The following is a 16,413-nucleotide window of genomic DNA, read 5'->3' as shown; positions in this document are numbered from 1 at the left end:
TCTCTTCATTATTTCTTGTTCAGTGAGTCACGTGCTGTCTGAAGCAGTTGCTGTCGTTCGGCAAAGGTTTTATCGGTTATCACACATACGTCGCGCAAGTTGGCGAAGTCGGTTGAGAGATGCACTTTAAGCCGGTATGACAATCCGTCGGGCGAGTTATACACCTCGATAATCTTTCCCACCACGATACCTGGTGGGAAGATGGAAGAGTATCCGCTGGTTTCGACCCAGTCGCCTCGTTTGAAGTGTGCATGTCGAGGTATGTCTTCCACATTGATGTAGTTAGGCATCTTGCCGTTCCATCTTGTGTAACCGAAATATCCTCTTCCCCTTATAGAGCAGCTGACGCGCGACTTGCTGTTAAGCAGCGGCATGACGATAGAATAGTGGTCGCTGACGAGGAGCACAACTCCAACGACACCTTTTCCGCTGGTCACACCCATATCGACCTCGATGCCGTCAGCCCGTCCTTTGTCGATAGTGATAAGATTGTTCATCATGTCAACGCTATTGCTTACCACCTTTGCCGGCACGAGCTTGTACTGTTCGACATTTGTCCTCGACAGATGTTCCTTTACGAGCGTGTCGCCCGTAGCCTCGCCATAAAGACGTGAGAGCTGGTTGACTTGGCGTTCGAGATAGAAATTTTTCAGCGTCAGTTCCTGGTTTACCTTTGTCAACGAGAAGAAAGCCTCTATTGCCGAGTCAATCTCGAAAATCTTTCCCGTCACATAGTTGGCCGAGGTAAGCCATACGCTGCCTTGGTAGCTGTTGAACCTAAACAGCATGACAAAGCTCACCACTTCTAATAGCACAAAAAGCAGCCAGTTGTTGTATTTCGCGAAAAAGTCGAACAGATTGCGCATAATTGTTGTTGAAGAATAAGGGGACGTTGGAGAATGAAAACAGAATTGCTGCGTATCTCTGTCGCAGCAATTCAATTTTCAATCTTCAAGTTTCACTATCTCATCAAGAACGAGAATCTATCTACGTTCTTCAAGGCTATTCCAGCGCCTTTTGCCACGCTGTGGAGCGGGTCTTCGGCGATGTGGAACTGGATATTAATCTTGTCAGTAAGACGCTTGTCAAGGCCTCTGAGCAATGCGCCTCCACCGCTAAGGTATATACCATTCTTTACGATATCGGCATAAAGCTCTGGTGGAGTATGCTCAAGGGCGGAAAGCACTGCGTTTTCGATCTTTGCCACTGTCTTGTCGAGGCAGTGAGCTATTTCCTGATAGCATACTGGCACTTCCATTGGCAGGGCGGTGATGCGGTTAGGTCCGTGAACGACATAGTCCTCTGGCGCGTCCTCTCCGAGGTCTGTAAGTGCAGATCCAACGTGTATCTTAATACGTTCGGCCATTCGTTCGCTGACCTTCACGTTGTGCTGTCGGCTCATGTACTCCTGGATGTCGGCTGTAAGATCGTCGCCGGCGATGCGTATTGAGTTGTTGCTGACGATACCTCCGAGCGATATCACGGCGATTTCTGTCGAGCCACCACCGATATCGACGATCATGTTTCCCTCAGGTGCCTCTACGTCGATGCCGATGCCGATAGCGGCTGCCATTGGCTCGAAGATTAGATAGACGTCGCGTCCGTCGGCGTGTTCAGCCGAGTCGCGCACGGCACGCAGCTCCACCTCGGTAGAGCCTGAAGGCACGCCGATGACCATTCTCAGTGAAGGCGAGAACAGGCGGCTGCCTGTATGTACCATCTTTATCAGTCCTCTCATCATCTGTTCGCAGGCAGAGAAGTCGGCTATGACTCCGTCGCGCAGAGGTCTGATAGTGCGTATGTTTGCATGCTCTTTTTCATACATCATCTTGGCCTTCTCGCCCACGGCGATCATCTTGTCTGTTCGCCTGTCGAGAGCCACGACCGAAGGCTCGTCAACCACAATCTTATCATCAGAGATGATGATGGTATTGGCTGTACCGAGGTCCATTGCTATTTCTTGTACAAATGAAAAAAATCCCATATTTCTTTTGAGTTCAAAGTGTAAAGTTGAAGAAGATTTTCTCTTTAACGTACAAACCATCCGTGGATGGCAGTGTCATAGTGGCTGCTTACTCCGAAGGCGCGAGCTGCGAAATCCTTGCGCTGTGCGAGTGTTGTCTCAGCGCCCTGCTTGTTGAGGATGTCGAGGAGCACTCCGTATTCTGCCTTGCTTGGCACGATAACCACGTCGTTGAAGTTCTTTGCTCCAGCACGTATGAGCGAGATGCCGCCGATATCGATTTTTTCGATGATGTCTGCCTCAGAGGCTCCGCTTGCCACGGTGTCCTCGAATGGGTAAAGGTCAACGATGACGAGGTCGATTTCTGGTATTTCGTACTGTGCCATCTGTTCCTTGTCGCCGTCGTTCTCACGTCGTCCGAGTATTCCTCCGAACACCTTTGGGTGAAGTGTCTTCACACGTCCGCCGAGTATGGAAGGATAGGTGGTGACGTCTTCCACCTTCTGGCACTCGTATCCGAGCGACTCGATAAACTTCTGTGTACCTCCTGTAGAAAGGAACTTAACACCCTCTTCGTTGAGCTTCTTGAGCAGCTCATCCAAACCATCTTTGTGGAAAACCGAGACCAATGCGGTTTTTATCTGTTTCTTATCAGCCATTTTGTTGATTATATAACGTTATATGAATACTATTTGCTTATTGTCGTATTTGGATGCAAAGGTACGTATTTTTCCTGTAATGGCAAAACATACGCACCAAATTTTATCTTTCTTTATTCATTTCTTATCCTGCGTCATTTTTTCTTGCCCCCGTGGATATTCTTTCTGGTGTCAGACGAAGGCTTTGCCTTGCCACTTTAGGGAATGCCATCGCCGCATGAGGATGATGCCGCGCAGGTTTTCGTCAAGACAGAAAGCAAACCAGATTCCGAGCAGTCCGAATCCACAAGGTATTCCGAGCAGCCATGCCACTCCCACGGCCACTGTCCATTGGCAGATGACGCCAACACACACAGGATAAATGGCATCGCCTGTTGCCCTGAGTGTCCCGCATGCAAAGATATTCTTCACTCGTCCATAACTCAGGAAGAAATCTATACAGAATATCCATGTGCCGGTAGCGATGATGTACTCATTGTCGGTGAGGAAGGTAAGCAAGGTATGTCCGCCAACGGCAAGTATGGCCGCAACGATGAGCGTCAATATTGTTGCCACGCGATAGACATAGTTGCCGAGGATATATGCAGCGCGGTTTCGCAGTTGACCTATATAGTGTCCCACGATGATGTCGCCACCCTGCACTATACTCACGCTAAACAGAATGACGAAGGTGATGGTGGTGGTACAATAGACCTTGGTAGTCAATGCCTCAGTACTTATCTGGTTGATAAAGAAGGTGATGACTATCTGAGACAGAGAGTAAGACATTTCCTCGCTCATTGCTGGTATGCCTATATGGAAGAGGTTTTTCATCTCTTGCCATGGGAATGGGCTGAAATACCGTCGGTAGGAAGACCATACCGAGCGTGCCGCAGAAGCCGAACGGAACACGATCTTAAACGGCAGGGTGATGACGAAGTACGAGGCACGCAAGGTGTGTAACACAATGCCTCGCGGCGTGGAAGTAGCACCACCTCTCTTCTCCGCCGTTCTCCATACTCCATTCATGAAGCATGCAAGAATGACCATCGAAGCGATGCGGCTACATGCCGTTGCCCACGCAGCGCCCTCAACTCCCATGGCAGGCAGTCCCCAGTGTCCGAATATCAAGGCATAGTTGCCAAGGATATTCAGGATATTGACCACCACAGTTGACGTCATGGGCTTTATTGTCTTTCCAGTAGAACGCAGCACGGCACTGAACGTGAGCGAGATAGCCTGAAAGAACGACAACGAGCCGGCTATTCTCAGATAGTTTACTCCGTCGGCCATGAGTGCTTCTCTCAGTCCGAAAGCGGCAAGTATCGGTTCTGCCCATAGCCAAAGTGCGCAGCTCACTGTCAAGCCAAGCAGTGTATTGACTACTACGGCAATGCCCACGATCTGCATAAACCGTGTTCTATAGCCGGCTCCAAAATACTGTGCGCATAGTATGGCAGCGCCCATTGAGACGAACTGATAGACGAGGAACACGAACGATATCAGCTGATTGTCGAGGCCAACGGCTGCTACGGCATCGTCGCTGTATCGCGACAGCATCACGGTATCTACGGCACCGAGTAGCATGACGAGAGCTATGTCGATAAAAATCGGCATCGTCAGCTTGTACAGGTTTTTCTTTACTGAAACATTATCCATTGCAATCTTTTTCTTTACTAATACTATATAATACGTTCATTTTCAGCCTTCGTTTTCTCGCCATGGCAATGACTGCGCAAGCTCATCATTGCTCATCTGGCTTAACGAAAACGTTGGATTCTTTTCATTTATCTATCTATTGATAGCTCATATTACCACTTATCTTTTGTCTGTATGTCGTCTGCCCAGCGATGGTCTTTCGGGAAAGGTTTGCCACCCCACGCTTTCACTTGTGTCCATGGTTCAGGTGCTGACGTCCAGAAGTCGTGGTCAGCAGGGAGTCCGAGTGGCATGAATGCGAGCGATGTCATGTAGAGCGAGCCGTTGTTTGTGTACCAATCAGCGGTTTCTGGTTGTGAGCCACAGAATCCTATGGTAAGGAATCCGCCCTCGTTATAGTTCTGTTGTATGTCGAACATACGGTGCATCACCTTTGTCAATGCGGCTCGTATCTGTCCGTTACTCAGGTCCTTAGGCAGTTTTTGATACCATGCCACGAGTGCGAGCGGTTGCATGGCAGCCAGTCGGTATGGCGTCGAGCGTCCTATTACAGGGAATGTTCCTTCAGGCGAAATAAACCTTTCGAGAATGATGGCAAACTTCTGTGCCCGTTTCAGTGCTCGCTCATGATATTTCTTATAGTCGAGTCGTGTGTTTGCCTTGGCGTCAACCATAGCTTGTAGTGTCTCAAGATACATCGCGTGAAACACATAGCTTGTATAGTAGTCGAAAGCAAAGACAGGCCCATCAGCATACCACCCATCACCTATATACCATTCTTCTACCTTCCTGCATGCGGTATTAACTCTAAACTCATCGTACTGAGCACCTGCCTTAGCAAGAAAGCTCTCTATTATCGAGGAGAAAAGAAACCAGTTAGTATAAGGAGGGTCGATAGAACGCAACTTTTGAAATTCATTTATATAACGTTGTTTCGTGGTATCGTCAAGTGAAAGCCACAGCTGGTCAAACCCACGAAGGAAACTCTCGGCGATGTATGCAGCATCGACGAGATTCTGTCCAGCTATACCCCAACAGAGGTAATCAGCCGACTGCGGATCGACACTATTTTTGTAGCTTGCCAATGCCCATTGGCGCAGTTGTCTGCGTTGTTGCCCTTCTGTTGTATCGTCATCAGGCAGAGTGAGCCAAGGGGCAATGCCTGCCATTAATCTGCCAAAAGTCTCCATATATACCACTCTTCTGTCACGAGAATCAAAGGAAGGGCTAAATTCTGTCTGCATATTTTTCTGCAGTTCTCCCTTTGCCATATTTTCGAGAACAGGCTGAGCCATTGTATAGGCGAGTCGGCACCAATATTGGCGGTCAGTCTCTGTTGTCTTCTTTGATTTCTTTGCTGCGAAGACAGGTGATAATAGCACTACAAGTGCGATGGTGATTGTTGTGAGTCGTTTCATTTTTGCTTGAATATTTTTTGTTGGCAACAAAAGTAACTATAATATCTGAAACTACCAAATATTTCGTCATCTTTTTCTGAATATTGTATTTTGCGTTTTGGGGAAAGAGTGTTTTCCCAGGGGAGACTGGTATTTCTGGGATTTCCGGGTGAGCCGGATATTCTGGAGATTCCAGATATTCCGGGGGACTAGAGTTTACGGAGTTTCCAGGGATTCCGGAGTTTCCGGATATATCCAGGGGTTCCGGAGTTTCCGGATATATCCGGGCTATCCGGAATGAGTCAGATATTCCGGAGTATCCGGATATTCCTGGGATTCCAGAAATAGAGCCATGTATATAATATAAGGTGAAAATGTTAACAATATGTTAAAGTTGAAAAAAAGTTGCCGAAATATTTGGAGGGTATTCAGGAATGCACTACCTTTGCAGTGTTCTATTAAAGTAGTACACTACTACAGCAATAAACTGCAATACAAATAAAGAGTATAAAGAATAAAGAAAGGAGTATAAACAATAAAAGAAAGGAGTATAAACAATAAATAAAAAAGAGTATAAACAATAAATAAAAAAGAGTATAAACAATAAAAAAATAAGAATTATGAATGCAATTATCACTGCCCCAACCATCATGTCAATGTTCATGAACTTGACAACTGACGTAGAAAACAACAAATTCTGCTACAATGCAGAAATGGAAGACAACCGCATATCAGCCATTGAGGTATATAAGAATAACGACAATGTACTCTCTGCTCACATCAAGCGTATATATACTTACGACGAGCAAGATCGTCTTCTGATGCGCGAAACGCTGAAATGGAACAAAAGGAAGCAGACCTGGGAGAAGTATAGTTGTCTTTGCTACAGCTACTCTGTCGAGGGTTATACTGTAGAGAAGCGCTTCTGGGACGAGTCAAGCAACGACTATGCCGAAGCTAAGGAATACAGTCACTACACCATCATCATGAATCATGTCGTAGCAGTTATCGATTACAAGAAAGACAACCAGACAGGCGATTATATTTTGGCACAAAACACTCTCGTCATTATGCCTGACACAAACAAGCTCATGACAATGGAGTAACTCTTCAATCGCTATAGGAAACGACTTTGAAATATCGAAAACGACTTTGAAATATCGAAAACGATTTTGAAATATCGAAAACGATTTTGAAATATCGAAAACGACTTTGAAATATCGAAAACGACTTTGAAATATTGAAAACGACTTTGAGAATCACGACGAATATATAATACAACAATTTGGGAAAGCTGTTCAATATTATAGCGACGAATATTAAAAAAGGTAAACGGTTTGGAAAGTTGTTCTATGTAAGAAACATCATACAACAATCATTAAAGAAACATCATACAACAATTATTAAAGAAACGACATACAACAATTATTAAAGAAACGACATACAACAATTATTAAATTAACGACATACAACAATTATTAAATTAACGACAATGATACAGGTAAATAACATCACATTCAAATATCCTGGCACAAAGCGCAACGTGTTTGACGGATTCAACATGACGCTCGAAGCCAACAACATTTACGGACTGCTCGGGAAGAACGGCACAGGAAAATCGACCTTGCTCTATCTCATCAGCGGCCTTCTCCGTCCCTCAAAAGGCAACGTAGTCATGGACGGTACGGTAGCAACAACACGCCAGGCTGACACACTCAAAGAGGTGTTTATCGTGCCAGAAGAGTTTGAGTTGCCAGCCGTCAGCCTCGACACTTACGTAAAGATCAACCAGCCATTCTATCCGAACTTCAGTCGTGAGGTGCTCGACAGCTGCCTAAAAGACTTCGAGTTGCCCACATCTCTTAAGCTCAACGAGCTCTCAATGGGTCAGAAAAAGAAGGTGTTTATGAGTTTCGCCCTTGCCGCAGGCACCCGCTACCTTCTCATGGACGAACCGACAAACGGACTCGACATTCCCTCGAAGAGTCAATTCCGTCGTGTGGTGGCAAACAATATGACCAACGACCGCACGCTAATCATCTCCACCCATCAGGTTCACGATGTAGAATCTCTTCTCGACCATATACTCATACTCAACGAGAGCCAACTCCTCCTCAACTCCTCGACCGCAGAGATTTGCGAGAAATACAAGTTTGAGTACCGCCTGCCACAGGAGATGGACGACACGGTGATCTACGCCGAGCCATCGCTCCAAGGCAACGCCGTCATCTCCAAGCGCGAGGCCGACGACCAAGAGACCCCCATCAACCTCGAATTATTGTTCAACTATATAAACAAATAAACTATATGAGCACAACATTCAATCTCAATAGATTCATCCTCCTCACCAAGTGGGAGACATTGACCGAAAAGAAAGACTACATACGCTGCACCGTGGGAGTAGCAATAGCACTCACCTTCCTGTTCTGCATCAACATTCTCTCGCTGAAGATGCACGGTTTCAACAGTCAGAGCCTTGCGGACAGAGAGTATATCTTCTACCACCTCATGCATAGTCTGGGAGGCATGGCTGTGATGACCCTGTTCTTCTCGCTCACCTTAGGCGCCTCGTTCATCTTCATGAATATGAGAAACAAGCAGCAGCGCATAGCATATCTGATGCAGCCGTCGTCAAACCTTGAGAAGTATCTCGCGCGTTACCTCCATGTCACCATAGGTTATTTCCTTTGCCTCTGCGTCAGCCTTATCTTTGCCGATATCATGCAGTATCTGTTCTCTCTCGCCATACTTGAAGGAGGCTTTGCCAAATCGGTCATCGCCTGGCTTTTCAGTCCGGAGGACAATAACTTTAATGTCAACGGCATTGAATTCCAGATGATCTATCTCTATGTTGGCTTCATCACGGTGTGCATCCACGTCAACTCGTTCTGGGTGTTCTGTGGCACTCTCTACCGCCGCAACGCATGGCTTTTCACGCTCTGTACACAGTTTGTATTAGGTTTCCTCCTGATATTTATCAACATTAATGTTTTCGACTATATGTCGCTCATCTTCAGCAACATAACCGAGTACAACTATCACTATTTCTTCTGGACAGGCGTCATTCTCTCGTGGGCACTCAGCGCACTCTTGTATTGGGGTAGCTATAAGTTATTCTGCCGCATGCAGGTAATAAACAACAAATGGTTGAACATTTAACACACTCAAAGACATGAATTTCAGCAACGACAAGGCAATATATATCCAGATGGCCGACCGGCTGTGTGACGAGATCATCGCCGGCACCTACAAGGACGACGACCGAATACCCAGCGTGCGCGAATACGCGGTAATGCTACAAGTGAACACCAACACCGCCGTAAAGGCATACGACCAACTGGCGCGCGACGGCATCATCTACAACAAGCGTGGCCTTGGATACTTCGTCACGGCAGGCGCAAGCCAAGAGATACGCAAGGCTCGCAAGCAGGAATTTATGAAGCAGACGCTGCCCGAACTGTTCAGACAGATGCAGCTGTTAGGCATTTCCATTGACGATATCAATAAAGCATGGCAACAGTAGCGGCGTTCGTTTTAACCATTTTTATCACTTCTTTTTGCAGCTTTTTCAAGTGATGCAGCGTCCAAGGATAAAAACAAAAGATTATGATTCATCTTAAAGACATTAACAAGACATATCAGGGAGCACAGCCGCTTCACGTGCTCAAGGGCATCAACCTCGACATCGAGAAGGGGGAGTTTGTCTCCATCATGGGTGCATCGGGTTCGGGAAAATCCACCCTGCTGAATATCTTAGGCATTCTTGACAACTACGACTCTGGCGAATACCTGCTCAATGGTGTGCCAATATGGAACCTCAGCGAAAGCCGTGCAGCCGAATACCGCAACAAGATGATAGGGTTCATCTTCCAGTCGTTCAACCTCATCCCGTTTAAGACGGCGGTTGAAAACGTCGAACTGCCACTGTTCTACCAGGGCGTAAGCAGAAAGAAACGCCACCAGATGGCCATGGAATATCTTGACCGGCTGAGCTTGGCACAGTGGGCAAACCACTATCCCAACGAGATGTCTGGAGGACAGAAGCAGCGTGTAGCCATTGCGCGTGCGCTCATTACCAAGCCGCAGATCATCCTTGCCGACGAACCTACCGGCGCCCTTGATTCGAAGACCAGCGTCGAGGTGATGGACCTTCTGAAGAAGCTCAACCACGACGAGGGAATAACCATCGTCGTGGTCACTCACGAAGGTGGCGTGGCCAACGAGACCAACAAGATTATTCATATCAAAGACGGACTCATAGGCAAAATCGAGGAAAACTTCGACCATCATGCGAATAGGGGATTTAAGTAAGTGGATTAGTTGTCAACTCGTCAACTTGTCAACTTGTCAACTCGTCAACTAAACAACAACAATATGATTGAACTCTTCAAAGAAATATGGAGCACAGCCAAGCGCAACAAGCTCCGCACGTCGCTCACGGGCTTTGCGGTGGCATGGGGAATATTCATGCTGATATTCCTCCTCGGCGCTGGCAATGGGCTCATCAACGCACAGCTCGACCAGCAGAACCGCCATCTCGCCAACTCGATGAAGATATTCAGCGGACAAACGTCGAAAGCGTTCAAGGGCTTGAAGGAAGGACGATACACTCCACTCAAGGAATCAGATGTAGCTATCACCGAGAAGACCTTCAGCGACAACACTATGAAGGTTGGGTCGGAGATCTCTGTCAACGGCATAAACATATCGTTGGGCGAGAAGTATATCTCCGCACAGAGCCTTAATGGTGTTTATCCTTCTGACGCGGAGATCAACAAGCGCGAGATGGTGGCTGGACGTTTTGTCAACGAAATCGACATGAAGGAGAAGCGCAAGGTCATAGCTCTCTGGCAGGAACAGGCAAAAGAACTCGATACTGATTATCTCTCTCTCATAGGCCGTCACGTGAAGGTTGACGGTCTGGCCTTCAAGGTGATAGGTATAGTGAAGGACGACAAGCAGAACCAGAGTGTCTCGGCTTTCATCCCCTATACCACCTTGAAGACCATATACGCCAAGGGCGACGATGCGGGCAGCATCCAGTTTGAGATCAAGAACCTTGTCACCGAAGAACAGAACAAGGAGTTTGAGAAAAACTACCGCGCACATATCAACATCCAGCATAATGCCGCTCCCGACGACGAGTCGGCGATGTATATCTGGAACCGTTATATGGACAATATCCAGATGACGACAGGCATTGCCATCATCCGCTCGGCATTATGGATAATAGGTCTGTTCACGCTCCTCAGCGGCATCGTTGGCGTGTCAAACATCATGCTTATCACCGTGAAGGAACGCACACGCGAGTTTGGAGTGAGGAAGGCTATCGGCGCCAAACCATGGCACATCCTGAAGCTCATCATCACCGAGAGCGTCATCACCACCGCCTTGTTTGGGTATATAGGCATGCTCTGCGGCATAGGCGTCAACGAGTATATGAATGCCACGATAGGTCATGAGGTGGTTGATACCGGGCTCTTCCAGGCCTCGATGTTCCTCAACCCAACAGTTGGACTCGACGTCTGCATCCAGGCAACGCTCGTCATCATCGTCGCTGGCACCATAGCGGGGCTCATTCCTGCCGTCAAGGCTGCAAGGGTAAGACCCATAGAAGCGCTTCGTGCGGAATAAAGGCAAGGCAAGGAAAGAGAAAAGAAATGTAGGAAGTATAAGTAGAAAGAAAAGAATACAAATGAAGTTTGACATTGACACATATCGCGAGATTATCGACACCATCACCCGCAACAAGACGAGGTCGTTCCTCACGGGATTCGGAGTGTTCTGGGGCGTGTTCATGCTCATCTTCCTCATCGGAGGAGGCAAGGGGCTGAAGGAGATGCTACAGAAGAATTTCGCTGGCTTCGCCACCAATTCGGCCATGGTGTGGACACAAAACACGACGAAGCCCTACAAGGGTTTCCGCAAGGGACGTTACTTCTCGATGGTGGAGAAAGACATTGATCGTCTGAGGCAGCAGGTGCCTGAACTGGATGTGATCACTCCTGTCATGTTTGGCGGCACTAAAGACGCCGTGGTTGACGACAAGTCGTTCTCGGCCAATGTCTCGGGCGTGAGTTACGACTATCCTGCCATCAATCCGCCTATGATGTACTACGGACGATTCCTCAACGAGATGGACATCAAGTTAGGGCGCAAGGTGTGTGTCATCGGCAAGGAGGTTTACAAGAAGCTCTTCCCCGGCGGTGGCGACCCTTGCGGGAAACGCATCAGGGTGGATGGCACTTACTATCAGGTGATAGGTGTGGACTATAAGGTCAACGGCATCAGTATCAACGGCCGTCCCGACCAGCTCGTCACCATACCTTACACCCTCTTCCAAAAAATATACAACTCTGGCGACCAAATACATAGCCTCGCCGTCACGGCAAAGCCAGGAGTGGTGATGAGCTCTATCACCGACCGTATGCGCACGGTGATAGCCCGCGCCCACATGGTTGACCCTACCGACGAGAAAGCCATCACCCTGTTTAATACCGAGCTGCTCTTTGCCATGCTCGACAATCTGTTCAACGGTGTCAACTTCCTCATCTGGCTCATAGGCATCGGCACGTTGCTCGCCGGCGCCATAGGTGTTTCAAACATCATGATGGTCACCGTGAAGGAGCGCACCATAGAGATAGGCATACGACGCGCCATCGGTGCAACACCAAGGATGATCCTCTCGCAGATCATCTCTGAGAGCATCCTCTTGACAGCCGTAGCGGGCATGAGCGGCATCCTCTTCGGCGTCAGCCTCCTGGAGCTGATCGAACTGGCCAACACCACCGACGGCATCCTCGGCGCCCACTTCCAGGTGGGTTTCTGGACTGCCATCGCCGCCACTCTCCTGCTCAGTTTCCTCGGCGGTCTCGCCGGTCTTGCTCCCGCCTGGCGTGCCATGAGCATCAAGCCCGTCGATGCCATGCGTGACGAATAATGTCTGATGGATTATATCGACTCCATGGAGAAGACAGCAAGATCCCGTGTTAAAAAAAACATCGACATGAGAATCATAACAGACAATAAAAAAAAATAATCACCCAATATGAAAAAGTACAGCAAACTCATTATTGCAGCCATCATCGCAGTAATCTTCATCGGGACATTCGTGTTCCTTTACAAAAAGTCACAACCACAGCCCGTGGTCTATAACGAGTTCACACCCTCGCTGACCGACATCAGCAAGACCACCGTCATCACCGGAAAGATTGAGCCGCGCGACGAGGTGAGCGTAAAGCCTCAGATCAGCGGTATCATCACCCATCTTTATAAGGAGGCGGGCGACAAGGTGCAGGAGGGCGAGGTGATCGCCAAGGTAAAGGTGATCCCCGACATGGGGCAGCTCTCCTCTGCCGAGGCTCGCGTGCGTCTTGCCAGCATCAACCTCAAGCAGGCGAAGGTCGATTTCAAGCGCGAGGAGGCGCTGTTCAATCAGAACCTTGTCTCAGCCGACGAGTTTGACAAGATAAGACAGACACTGCGACAGGCAGAAGAAGAGGTGGTGGCAGCCAACGACGCCCTCGAAGTGGTGCGCGACGGAGTGTCAAAGAGCAATGCCAACGCCAGCTCCACACTTATCCGCTCTACCATCTCGGGCATCATCCTCGACATCCCGGTGAAGGTGGGAAATACTGTGGTGCTCAGCAACACGTTCAACGACGGAACCACCATTGCCACCGTGGCTGACATGAACGACCTCATCTTCCGCGGAAACATCGACGAGACCGAGGTGGGACGTCTCTTCCAGGGCATGCCCATGAAGATCACCGTCGGCGCGCTGCAAGGCGTGAACTTCGAAGCTACACTCGAGTATATCTCTCCTAAGGCGGTGGAGAACAACGGCGCTAACCAGTTTGAGGTGAAGGCTGCCATAAAGAGCGCTGAAGGAGGAAAGATCAGGGCGGGCTACAGCGCCAATGCCGAGATCGTACTCGACAAGGTGTCGAAGGTCGTAGCCATACCTGAGAGCGCTATCGAGTTCAGCAACGACTCCACTTTTGTTTATATCATAAAAGGCTCTGGCGACAACAAGACTTACGATCGCGTCCCCGTCACCACGGGCATCAGCGACGGCGTAAACATTGAGATAAAGAAGGGCGTCACCGTGAAGGACAAGATACGCGGTCCTCAGAAGGTGGCGGATGACAAATAACAAAGACATTACATCATGAAAAGAATCTTCATCATCACTTCTATCCTTGCTTCTGCCATCACGGCATCGGCACAGTCCAAGACATGGAGCATGCGCGAATGTATCGACTATGCCATCGACCACAACATCACCATCAAGCAGCAGCAAAACCAAGCACGGCAGCAACAGATACAACTCGACGACAACCGTGGCAACCATCTGCCTACAGTAGATGCGTCCATCGGACAGAACTTCTCCTTCGGACGTGGTCTCACGGCACAAAACACATACGAGAACACCAACACCTCTAACACGTCGTTCCAGCTCGGAGCCTCGGTGCCCATCTTCACGGGCAACAAGATAGTCAATGCCGTGAAGCTATCGCAGCTCAACCTCGACGCGTCGCTCGCCGACCTCGAAAAAGCTCGCGACGACATACGCACACAGGTGGCAAAAGCCTATGTGCAGATTCTCTACGACATGGAGATCTGTGACGTGGCACAAAGGCAGATAGCCATCGACTCCATGCAGGTCTATCGCCTCGAACAGATGCTCAAGGCGGGAAAGGCAAGCAAGGCCGAGGTGTCGCAACAAAGGGCTACACTGGCACAAAGCCGCCTCACCGCCACCAATGCCGACAACAACTACAGGCTCTCGCTGCTCGCCCTGAGCCAGCTGCTCGAACTGCCTTCGCCAGAGGGATTCGCCATCGTCAGACCCAACCCCGACGAGCTGCCACTTGGCTCAGCAGAAGCCACCATCCCCTCGCCCGACCTTATATATAACGAGGCTCTCGGCATCAAACCTCAGGTGAGAGCCGAACAACTGCGCCTCACTGGCACCGACTACAACATCAAGATAGCACGCGCCGACTACCTGCCGACGCTCTCTTTCTCAGCAGGCCTGGGCACCAACTACTACAAGACGTCGGGATTCGATGCCGACGGCTTTGGCAAACAGTTGAAAAACAATTTCAGCCAATATCTTGGCTTCAACGTCTCAATACCTGTCTTCAACCACTTCTCTACACGCAACAAGATTCGCACGGCGAAGATAGACCAGGAAAACCAATCGCTGAGACTCGAAAACACAAAGAAAGACCTCTACAAGGAGATTCAACAGGTGTATTACAACGCCGTGGCCTCGGTCAGCAAGTACAGCAGCAGCCAAGAGGCGGTGAACAGCAACGCCGATGCCTTCGAACTGACACGGGGCAAATACGAAAACGGCAAAGCCACCATCACCGAGTTTAACGAACAGAAAAACAACCTCCTCAAGGCCGAGAGCGACCTGGCACAGGCAAAATACGAATATATATACCAGAGAGCACTCATCAACTTCTACCGCGGAAAGACTCTCAACTTCTGACGCGTAAAGACTCTCGACTTCTGACGCGGACAAGATGATTACATAACACTCATGTTCCCGATAATTGAAAAAAAGAAAGGCAAGATTCCCAATGGACTCTTGCCTTTTCTGTCTCTTTCCAGAAGATTCAATTAAGCTGGAAGGCTGATTGCCTCAGAAGGACAAACATCAGCGCATGTACCGCACTCTGTGCAGACATCAGGATTGATTGAATACTTCTCGCCCTCAGAGATTGCTCCTGCTGGGCACTCATCGATACATGTACCGCATGCGATACAGTCATCACCAATTACGTATGCCATAATAATAATCTTTAATAATTAATACCAAAAAATTGTGATGCAAAAGTACTCATTTATTTTGAAATATACCACATTTTAGGTAGATAATTTTATTATTTATACAAAATCAAAATTATTTTCTACACAATAAATGCTCCATATCTTACGTTTTATATAGTATGAAAAAGATTGCAACTTGCATTATACTAATAGCTTTTTTGGCTCTTTCGACCGCCAAGGCACAGAACCAACAGGTGGAAAACAAGCCCTATATCGACTTGCGACCGCTACACTTCGGCATTCACGTGGGATTTCATGCGCAGGACATCAACTTCGTAAATGTCGGACCGCAGACCGTCACTCTGCCCGACGGCACCACCGCCACACAAACCATTCTCTGCGATGCTGACAAGTGGAACCCAGGACTCAGCGTGGGCGTTCTTGCCGACTTGCGGCTCACCGACTATCTCTCACTCCGCTTTGCACCCACCATGCACTTCGGGGCAAAACACCTCGTCTTCCGCAATCTCTCTGCCACCGACCAAGACGGCAACGCCACCGAAACGACACAAGATCTGAAAAACACCTATATCGCACTGCCCATCGACCTGAAATTCAGCGCAAAGCGATATGGCAACTACCGTCCATACATGCTTGCAGGCATCAGCCCCATGATAAACCTCACCGCGAAAAGCGAGGACATCATACAGCTAAAACGATACGACACCTTTGTGGAGATAGGACTGGGATGCGACCTCTATCTTCCTTTCTTCAAGCTCATCCCCGAACTCAAGTTCTGCTACAGCCTCAGCGACTGCCTGCGTCGCGAACACGCTGGCGAACTGAAAGACGAAAACCTCAAGGCCTATGCCAACTCGGTGAGCGAGGCACGAAGCAAGATGTTTGTTCTCACGTTCTATTTCGAATGACGCTTAACAATTTCGATTTACACAAGACTTTTTCAAATAACACA

The 16,413-nt window shown here is 48.6% G+C and carries 16 protein-coding genes; 10 read left to right on the top strand and 6 right to left on the bottom strand.

What is annotated here, in order from left to right; all coding sequences use genetic code 11:
* Window positions 1-8: 8 nt before the first annotated feature.
* From mreC to CIK99_RS03915, 5 genes are all read right to left on the bottom strand, one after another.
* The gene (mreC, locus tag CIK99_RS03935) at window positions 9-866 is read right to left on the bottom strand and encodes a rod shape-determining protein MreC (protein WP_094379994.1); all 858 of its coding nucleotides are present in this window, start codon (window positions 864-866) and stop codon (window positions 9-11) included.
* 95 nt (window positions 867-961) lie between these two features.
* Window positions 962-1,984, bottom strand: coding sequence for a rod shape-determining protein (locus tag CIK99_RS03930; protein ID WP_094379992.1), 1,023 nt, complete (start codon window positions 1,982-1,984; stop codon window positions 962-964).
* Window positions 1,985-2,028: 44 nt separating this feature from the next.
* Complete coding sequence (locus tag CIK99_RS03925) at window positions 2,029-2,622, bottom strand: IMP cyclohydrolase (RefSeq protein WP_094379990.1); 594 nt, start codon at window positions 2,620-2,622, stop codon at window positions 2,029-2,031.
* A gap of 171 nt (window positions 2,623-2,793) precedes the next feature.
* Entirely contained in the window at window positions 2,794-4,260 is a 1,467-nt protein-coding gene (locus CIK99_RS15710; protein ID WP_254047715.1) for an MATE family efflux transporter, read from the bottom strand.
* A 152-nt stretch (window positions 4,261-4,412) separates the two neighbouring features.
* Window positions 4,413-5,678: a DUF2264 domain-containing protein gene (locus CIK99_RS03915; RefSeq protein WP_094379988.1), complete on the bottom strand. Its 1,266-nt coding sequence runs from the start codon at window positions 5,676-5,678 to the stop codon at window positions 4,413-4,415.
* A 563-nt stretch (window positions 5,679-6,241) separates the two neighbouring features.
* Here CIK99_RS03915 and CIK99_RS03910 point away from each other — a divergent pair.
* The 9 genes from CIK99_RS03910 to CIK99_RS03870 all read left to right on the top strand — a co-directional run bounded on the left by CIK99_RS03910 (window position 6,242) and on the right by CIK99_RS03870 (window position 15,159).
* On the top strand, window positions 6,242-6,763 hold the full coding sequence (locus CIK99_RS03910; protein ID WP_371590869.1) for a DUF3836 domain-containing protein: 522 nt from the start codon (window positions 6,242-6,244) through the stop codon (window positions 6,761-6,763).
* Between the two features lie 386 nt (window positions 6,764-7,149).
* A complete protein-coding gene (locus CIK99_RS03905; protein WP_094379984.1) occupies window positions 7,150-7,959 on the top strand; it encodes an ATP-binding cassette domain-containing protein in 810 nt (269 codons plus the stop codon).
* A 5-nt stretch (window positions 7,960-7,964) separates the two neighbouring features.
* On the top strand, window positions 7,965-8,816 hold the full coding sequence (locus CIK99_RS03900) for a hypothetical protein (protein ID WP_094379982.1): 852 nt from the start codon (window positions 7,965-7,967) through the stop codon (window positions 8,814-8,816).
* Between the two features lie 13 nt (window positions 8,817-8,829).
* Window positions 8,830-9,180: a GntR family transcriptional regulator gene (locus tag CIK99_RS03895; protein ID WP_094379979.1), complete on the top strand. Its 351-nt coding sequence runs from the start codon at window positions 8,830-8,832 to the stop codon at window positions 9,178-9,180.
* 83 nt (window positions 9,181-9,263) lie between these two features.
* Complete coding sequence (locus CIK99_RS03890) at window positions 9,264-9,968, top strand: ABC transporter ATP-binding protein (protein ID WP_094379977.1); 705 nt, start codon at window positions 9,264-9,266, stop codon at window positions 9,966-9,968.
* Between the two features lie 63 nt (window positions 9,969-10,031).
* Complete coding sequence (locus tag CIK99_RS03885; protein ID WP_094379975.1) at window positions 10,032-11,291, top strand: ABC transporter permease; 1,260 nt, start codon at window positions 10,032-10,034, stop codon at window positions 11,289-11,291.
* Between the two features lie 61 nt (window positions 11,292-11,352).
* Window positions 11,353-12,597, top strand: coding sequence for an ABC transporter permease (locus CIK99_RS03880; RefSeq protein ID WP_094379973.1), 1,245 nt, complete (start codon window positions 11,353-11,355; stop codon window positions 12,595-12,597).
* Window positions 12,598-12,705: 108 nt separating this feature from the next.
* Window positions 12,706-13,812, top strand: coding sequence for an efflux RND transporter periplasmic adaptor subunit (locus tag CIK99_RS03875; protein WP_094379971.1), 1,107 nt, complete (start codon window positions 12,706-12,708; stop codon window positions 13,810-13,812).
* A 15-nt stretch (window positions 13,813-13,827) separates the two neighbouring features.
* Complete coding sequence (locus CIK99_RS03870) at window positions 13,828-15,159, top strand: TolC family protein (protein ID WP_094379969.1); 1,332 nt, start codon at window positions 13,828-13,830, stop codon at window positions 15,157-15,159.
* A 131-nt stretch (window positions 15,160-15,290) separates the two neighbouring features.
* On the opposite strand, the gene CIK99_RS03865 is transcribed toward CIK99_RS03870, so the two are convergent.
* Window positions 15,291-15,461, bottom strand: a complete 171-nt coding sequence (locus CIK99_RS03865; protein ID WP_094379967.1) for a 4Fe-4S binding protein — start codon at window positions 15,459-15,461, stop codon at window positions 15,291-15,293.
* Window positions 15,462-15,619: 158 nt separating this feature from the next.
* Here CIK99_RS03865 and CIK99_RS03860 point away from each other — a divergent pair, with 158 nt between their 5' ends.
* Complete coding sequence (locus tag CIK99_RS03860; RefSeq protein ID WP_094379965.1) at window positions 15,620-16,369, top strand: porin family protein; 750 nt, start codon at window positions 15,620-15,622, stop codon at window positions 16,367-16,369.
* Window positions 16,370-16,413: the final 44 nt, after the last annotated feature.

This window comes from Prevotella sp. P5-92 (assembly GCF_002251245.1).
Taxonomy (GTDB): Bacteria; Bacteroidota; Bacteroidia; order Bacteroidales; family Bacteroidaceae; genus Prevotella.
Note: the sequence above shows the minus strand (reverse complement) of the source record. Positions and strands in the feature narration are given on the sequence as shown.

What these genes read in the sequence shown, in the direction of transcription:
- mreC (WP_094379994.1), bottom strand. Translation starts at nt 866, where the DNA reads ATGCGCAATCTGTTCGACTTTTTCGCGAAATACAACAACTGGCTGCTT.
- CIK99_RS03930 (WP_094379992.1), bottom strand. Translation starts at nt 1,984, where the DNA reads ATGGGATTTTTTTCATTTGTACAAGAAATAGCAATGGACCTCGGTACA.
- CIK99_RS03925 (WP_094379990.1), bottom strand. Translation starts at nt 2,622, where the DNA reads ATGGCTGATAAGAAACAGATAAAAACCGCATTGGTCTCGGTTTTCCAC.
- CIK99_RS15710 (WP_254047715.1), bottom strand. Translation starts at nt 4,260, where the DNA reads ATGGATAATGTTTCAGTAAAGAAAAACCTGTACAAGCTGACGATGCCG.
- CIK99_RS03915 (WP_094379988.1), bottom strand. Translation starts at nt 5,678, where the DNA reads ATGAAACGACTCACAACAATCACCATCGCACTTGTAGTGCTATTATCA.
- CIK99_RS03905 (WP_094379984.1), top strand. Translation starts at nt 7,150, where the DNA reads ATGATACAGGTAAATAACATCACATTCAAATATCCTGGCACAAAGCGC.
- CIK99_RS03900 (WP_094379982.1), top strand. Translation starts at nt 7,965, where the DNA reads ATGAGCACAACATTCAATCTCAATAGATTCATCCTCCTCACCAAGTGG.
- CIK99_RS03895 (WP_094379979.1), top strand. Translation starts at nt 8,830, where the DNA reads ATGAATTTCAGCAACGACAAGGCAATATATATCCAGATGGCCGACCGG.
- CIK99_RS03890 (WP_094379977.1), top strand. Translation starts at nt 9,264, where the DNA reads ATGATTCATCTTAAAGACATTAACAAGACATATCAGGGAGCACAGCCG.
- CIK99_RS03885 (WP_094379975.1), top strand. Translation starts at nt 10,032, where the DNA reads ATGATTGAACTCTTCAAAGAAATATGGAGCACAGCCAAGCGCAACAAG.
- CIK99_RS03880 (WP_094379973.1), top strand. Translation starts at nt 11,353, where the DNA reads ATGAAGTTTGACATTGACACATATCGCGAGATTATCGACACCATCACC.
- CIK99_RS03875 (WP_094379971.1), top strand. Translation starts at nt 12,706, where the DNA reads ATGAAAAAGTACAGCAAACTCATTATTGCAGCCATCATCGCAGTAATC.
- CIK99_RS03870 (WP_094379969.1), top strand. Translation starts at nt 13,828, where the DNA reads ATGAAAAGAATCTTCATCATCACTTCTATCCTTGCTTCTGCCATCACG.
- CIK99_RS03865 (WP_094379967.1), bottom strand. Translation starts at nt 15,461, where the DNA reads ATGGCATACGTAATTGGTGATGACTGTATCGCATGCGGTACATGTATC.
- CIK99_RS03860 (WP_094379965.1), top strand. Translation starts at nt 15,620, where the DNA reads ATGAAAAAGATTGCAACTTGCATTATACTAATAGCTTTTTTGGCTCTT.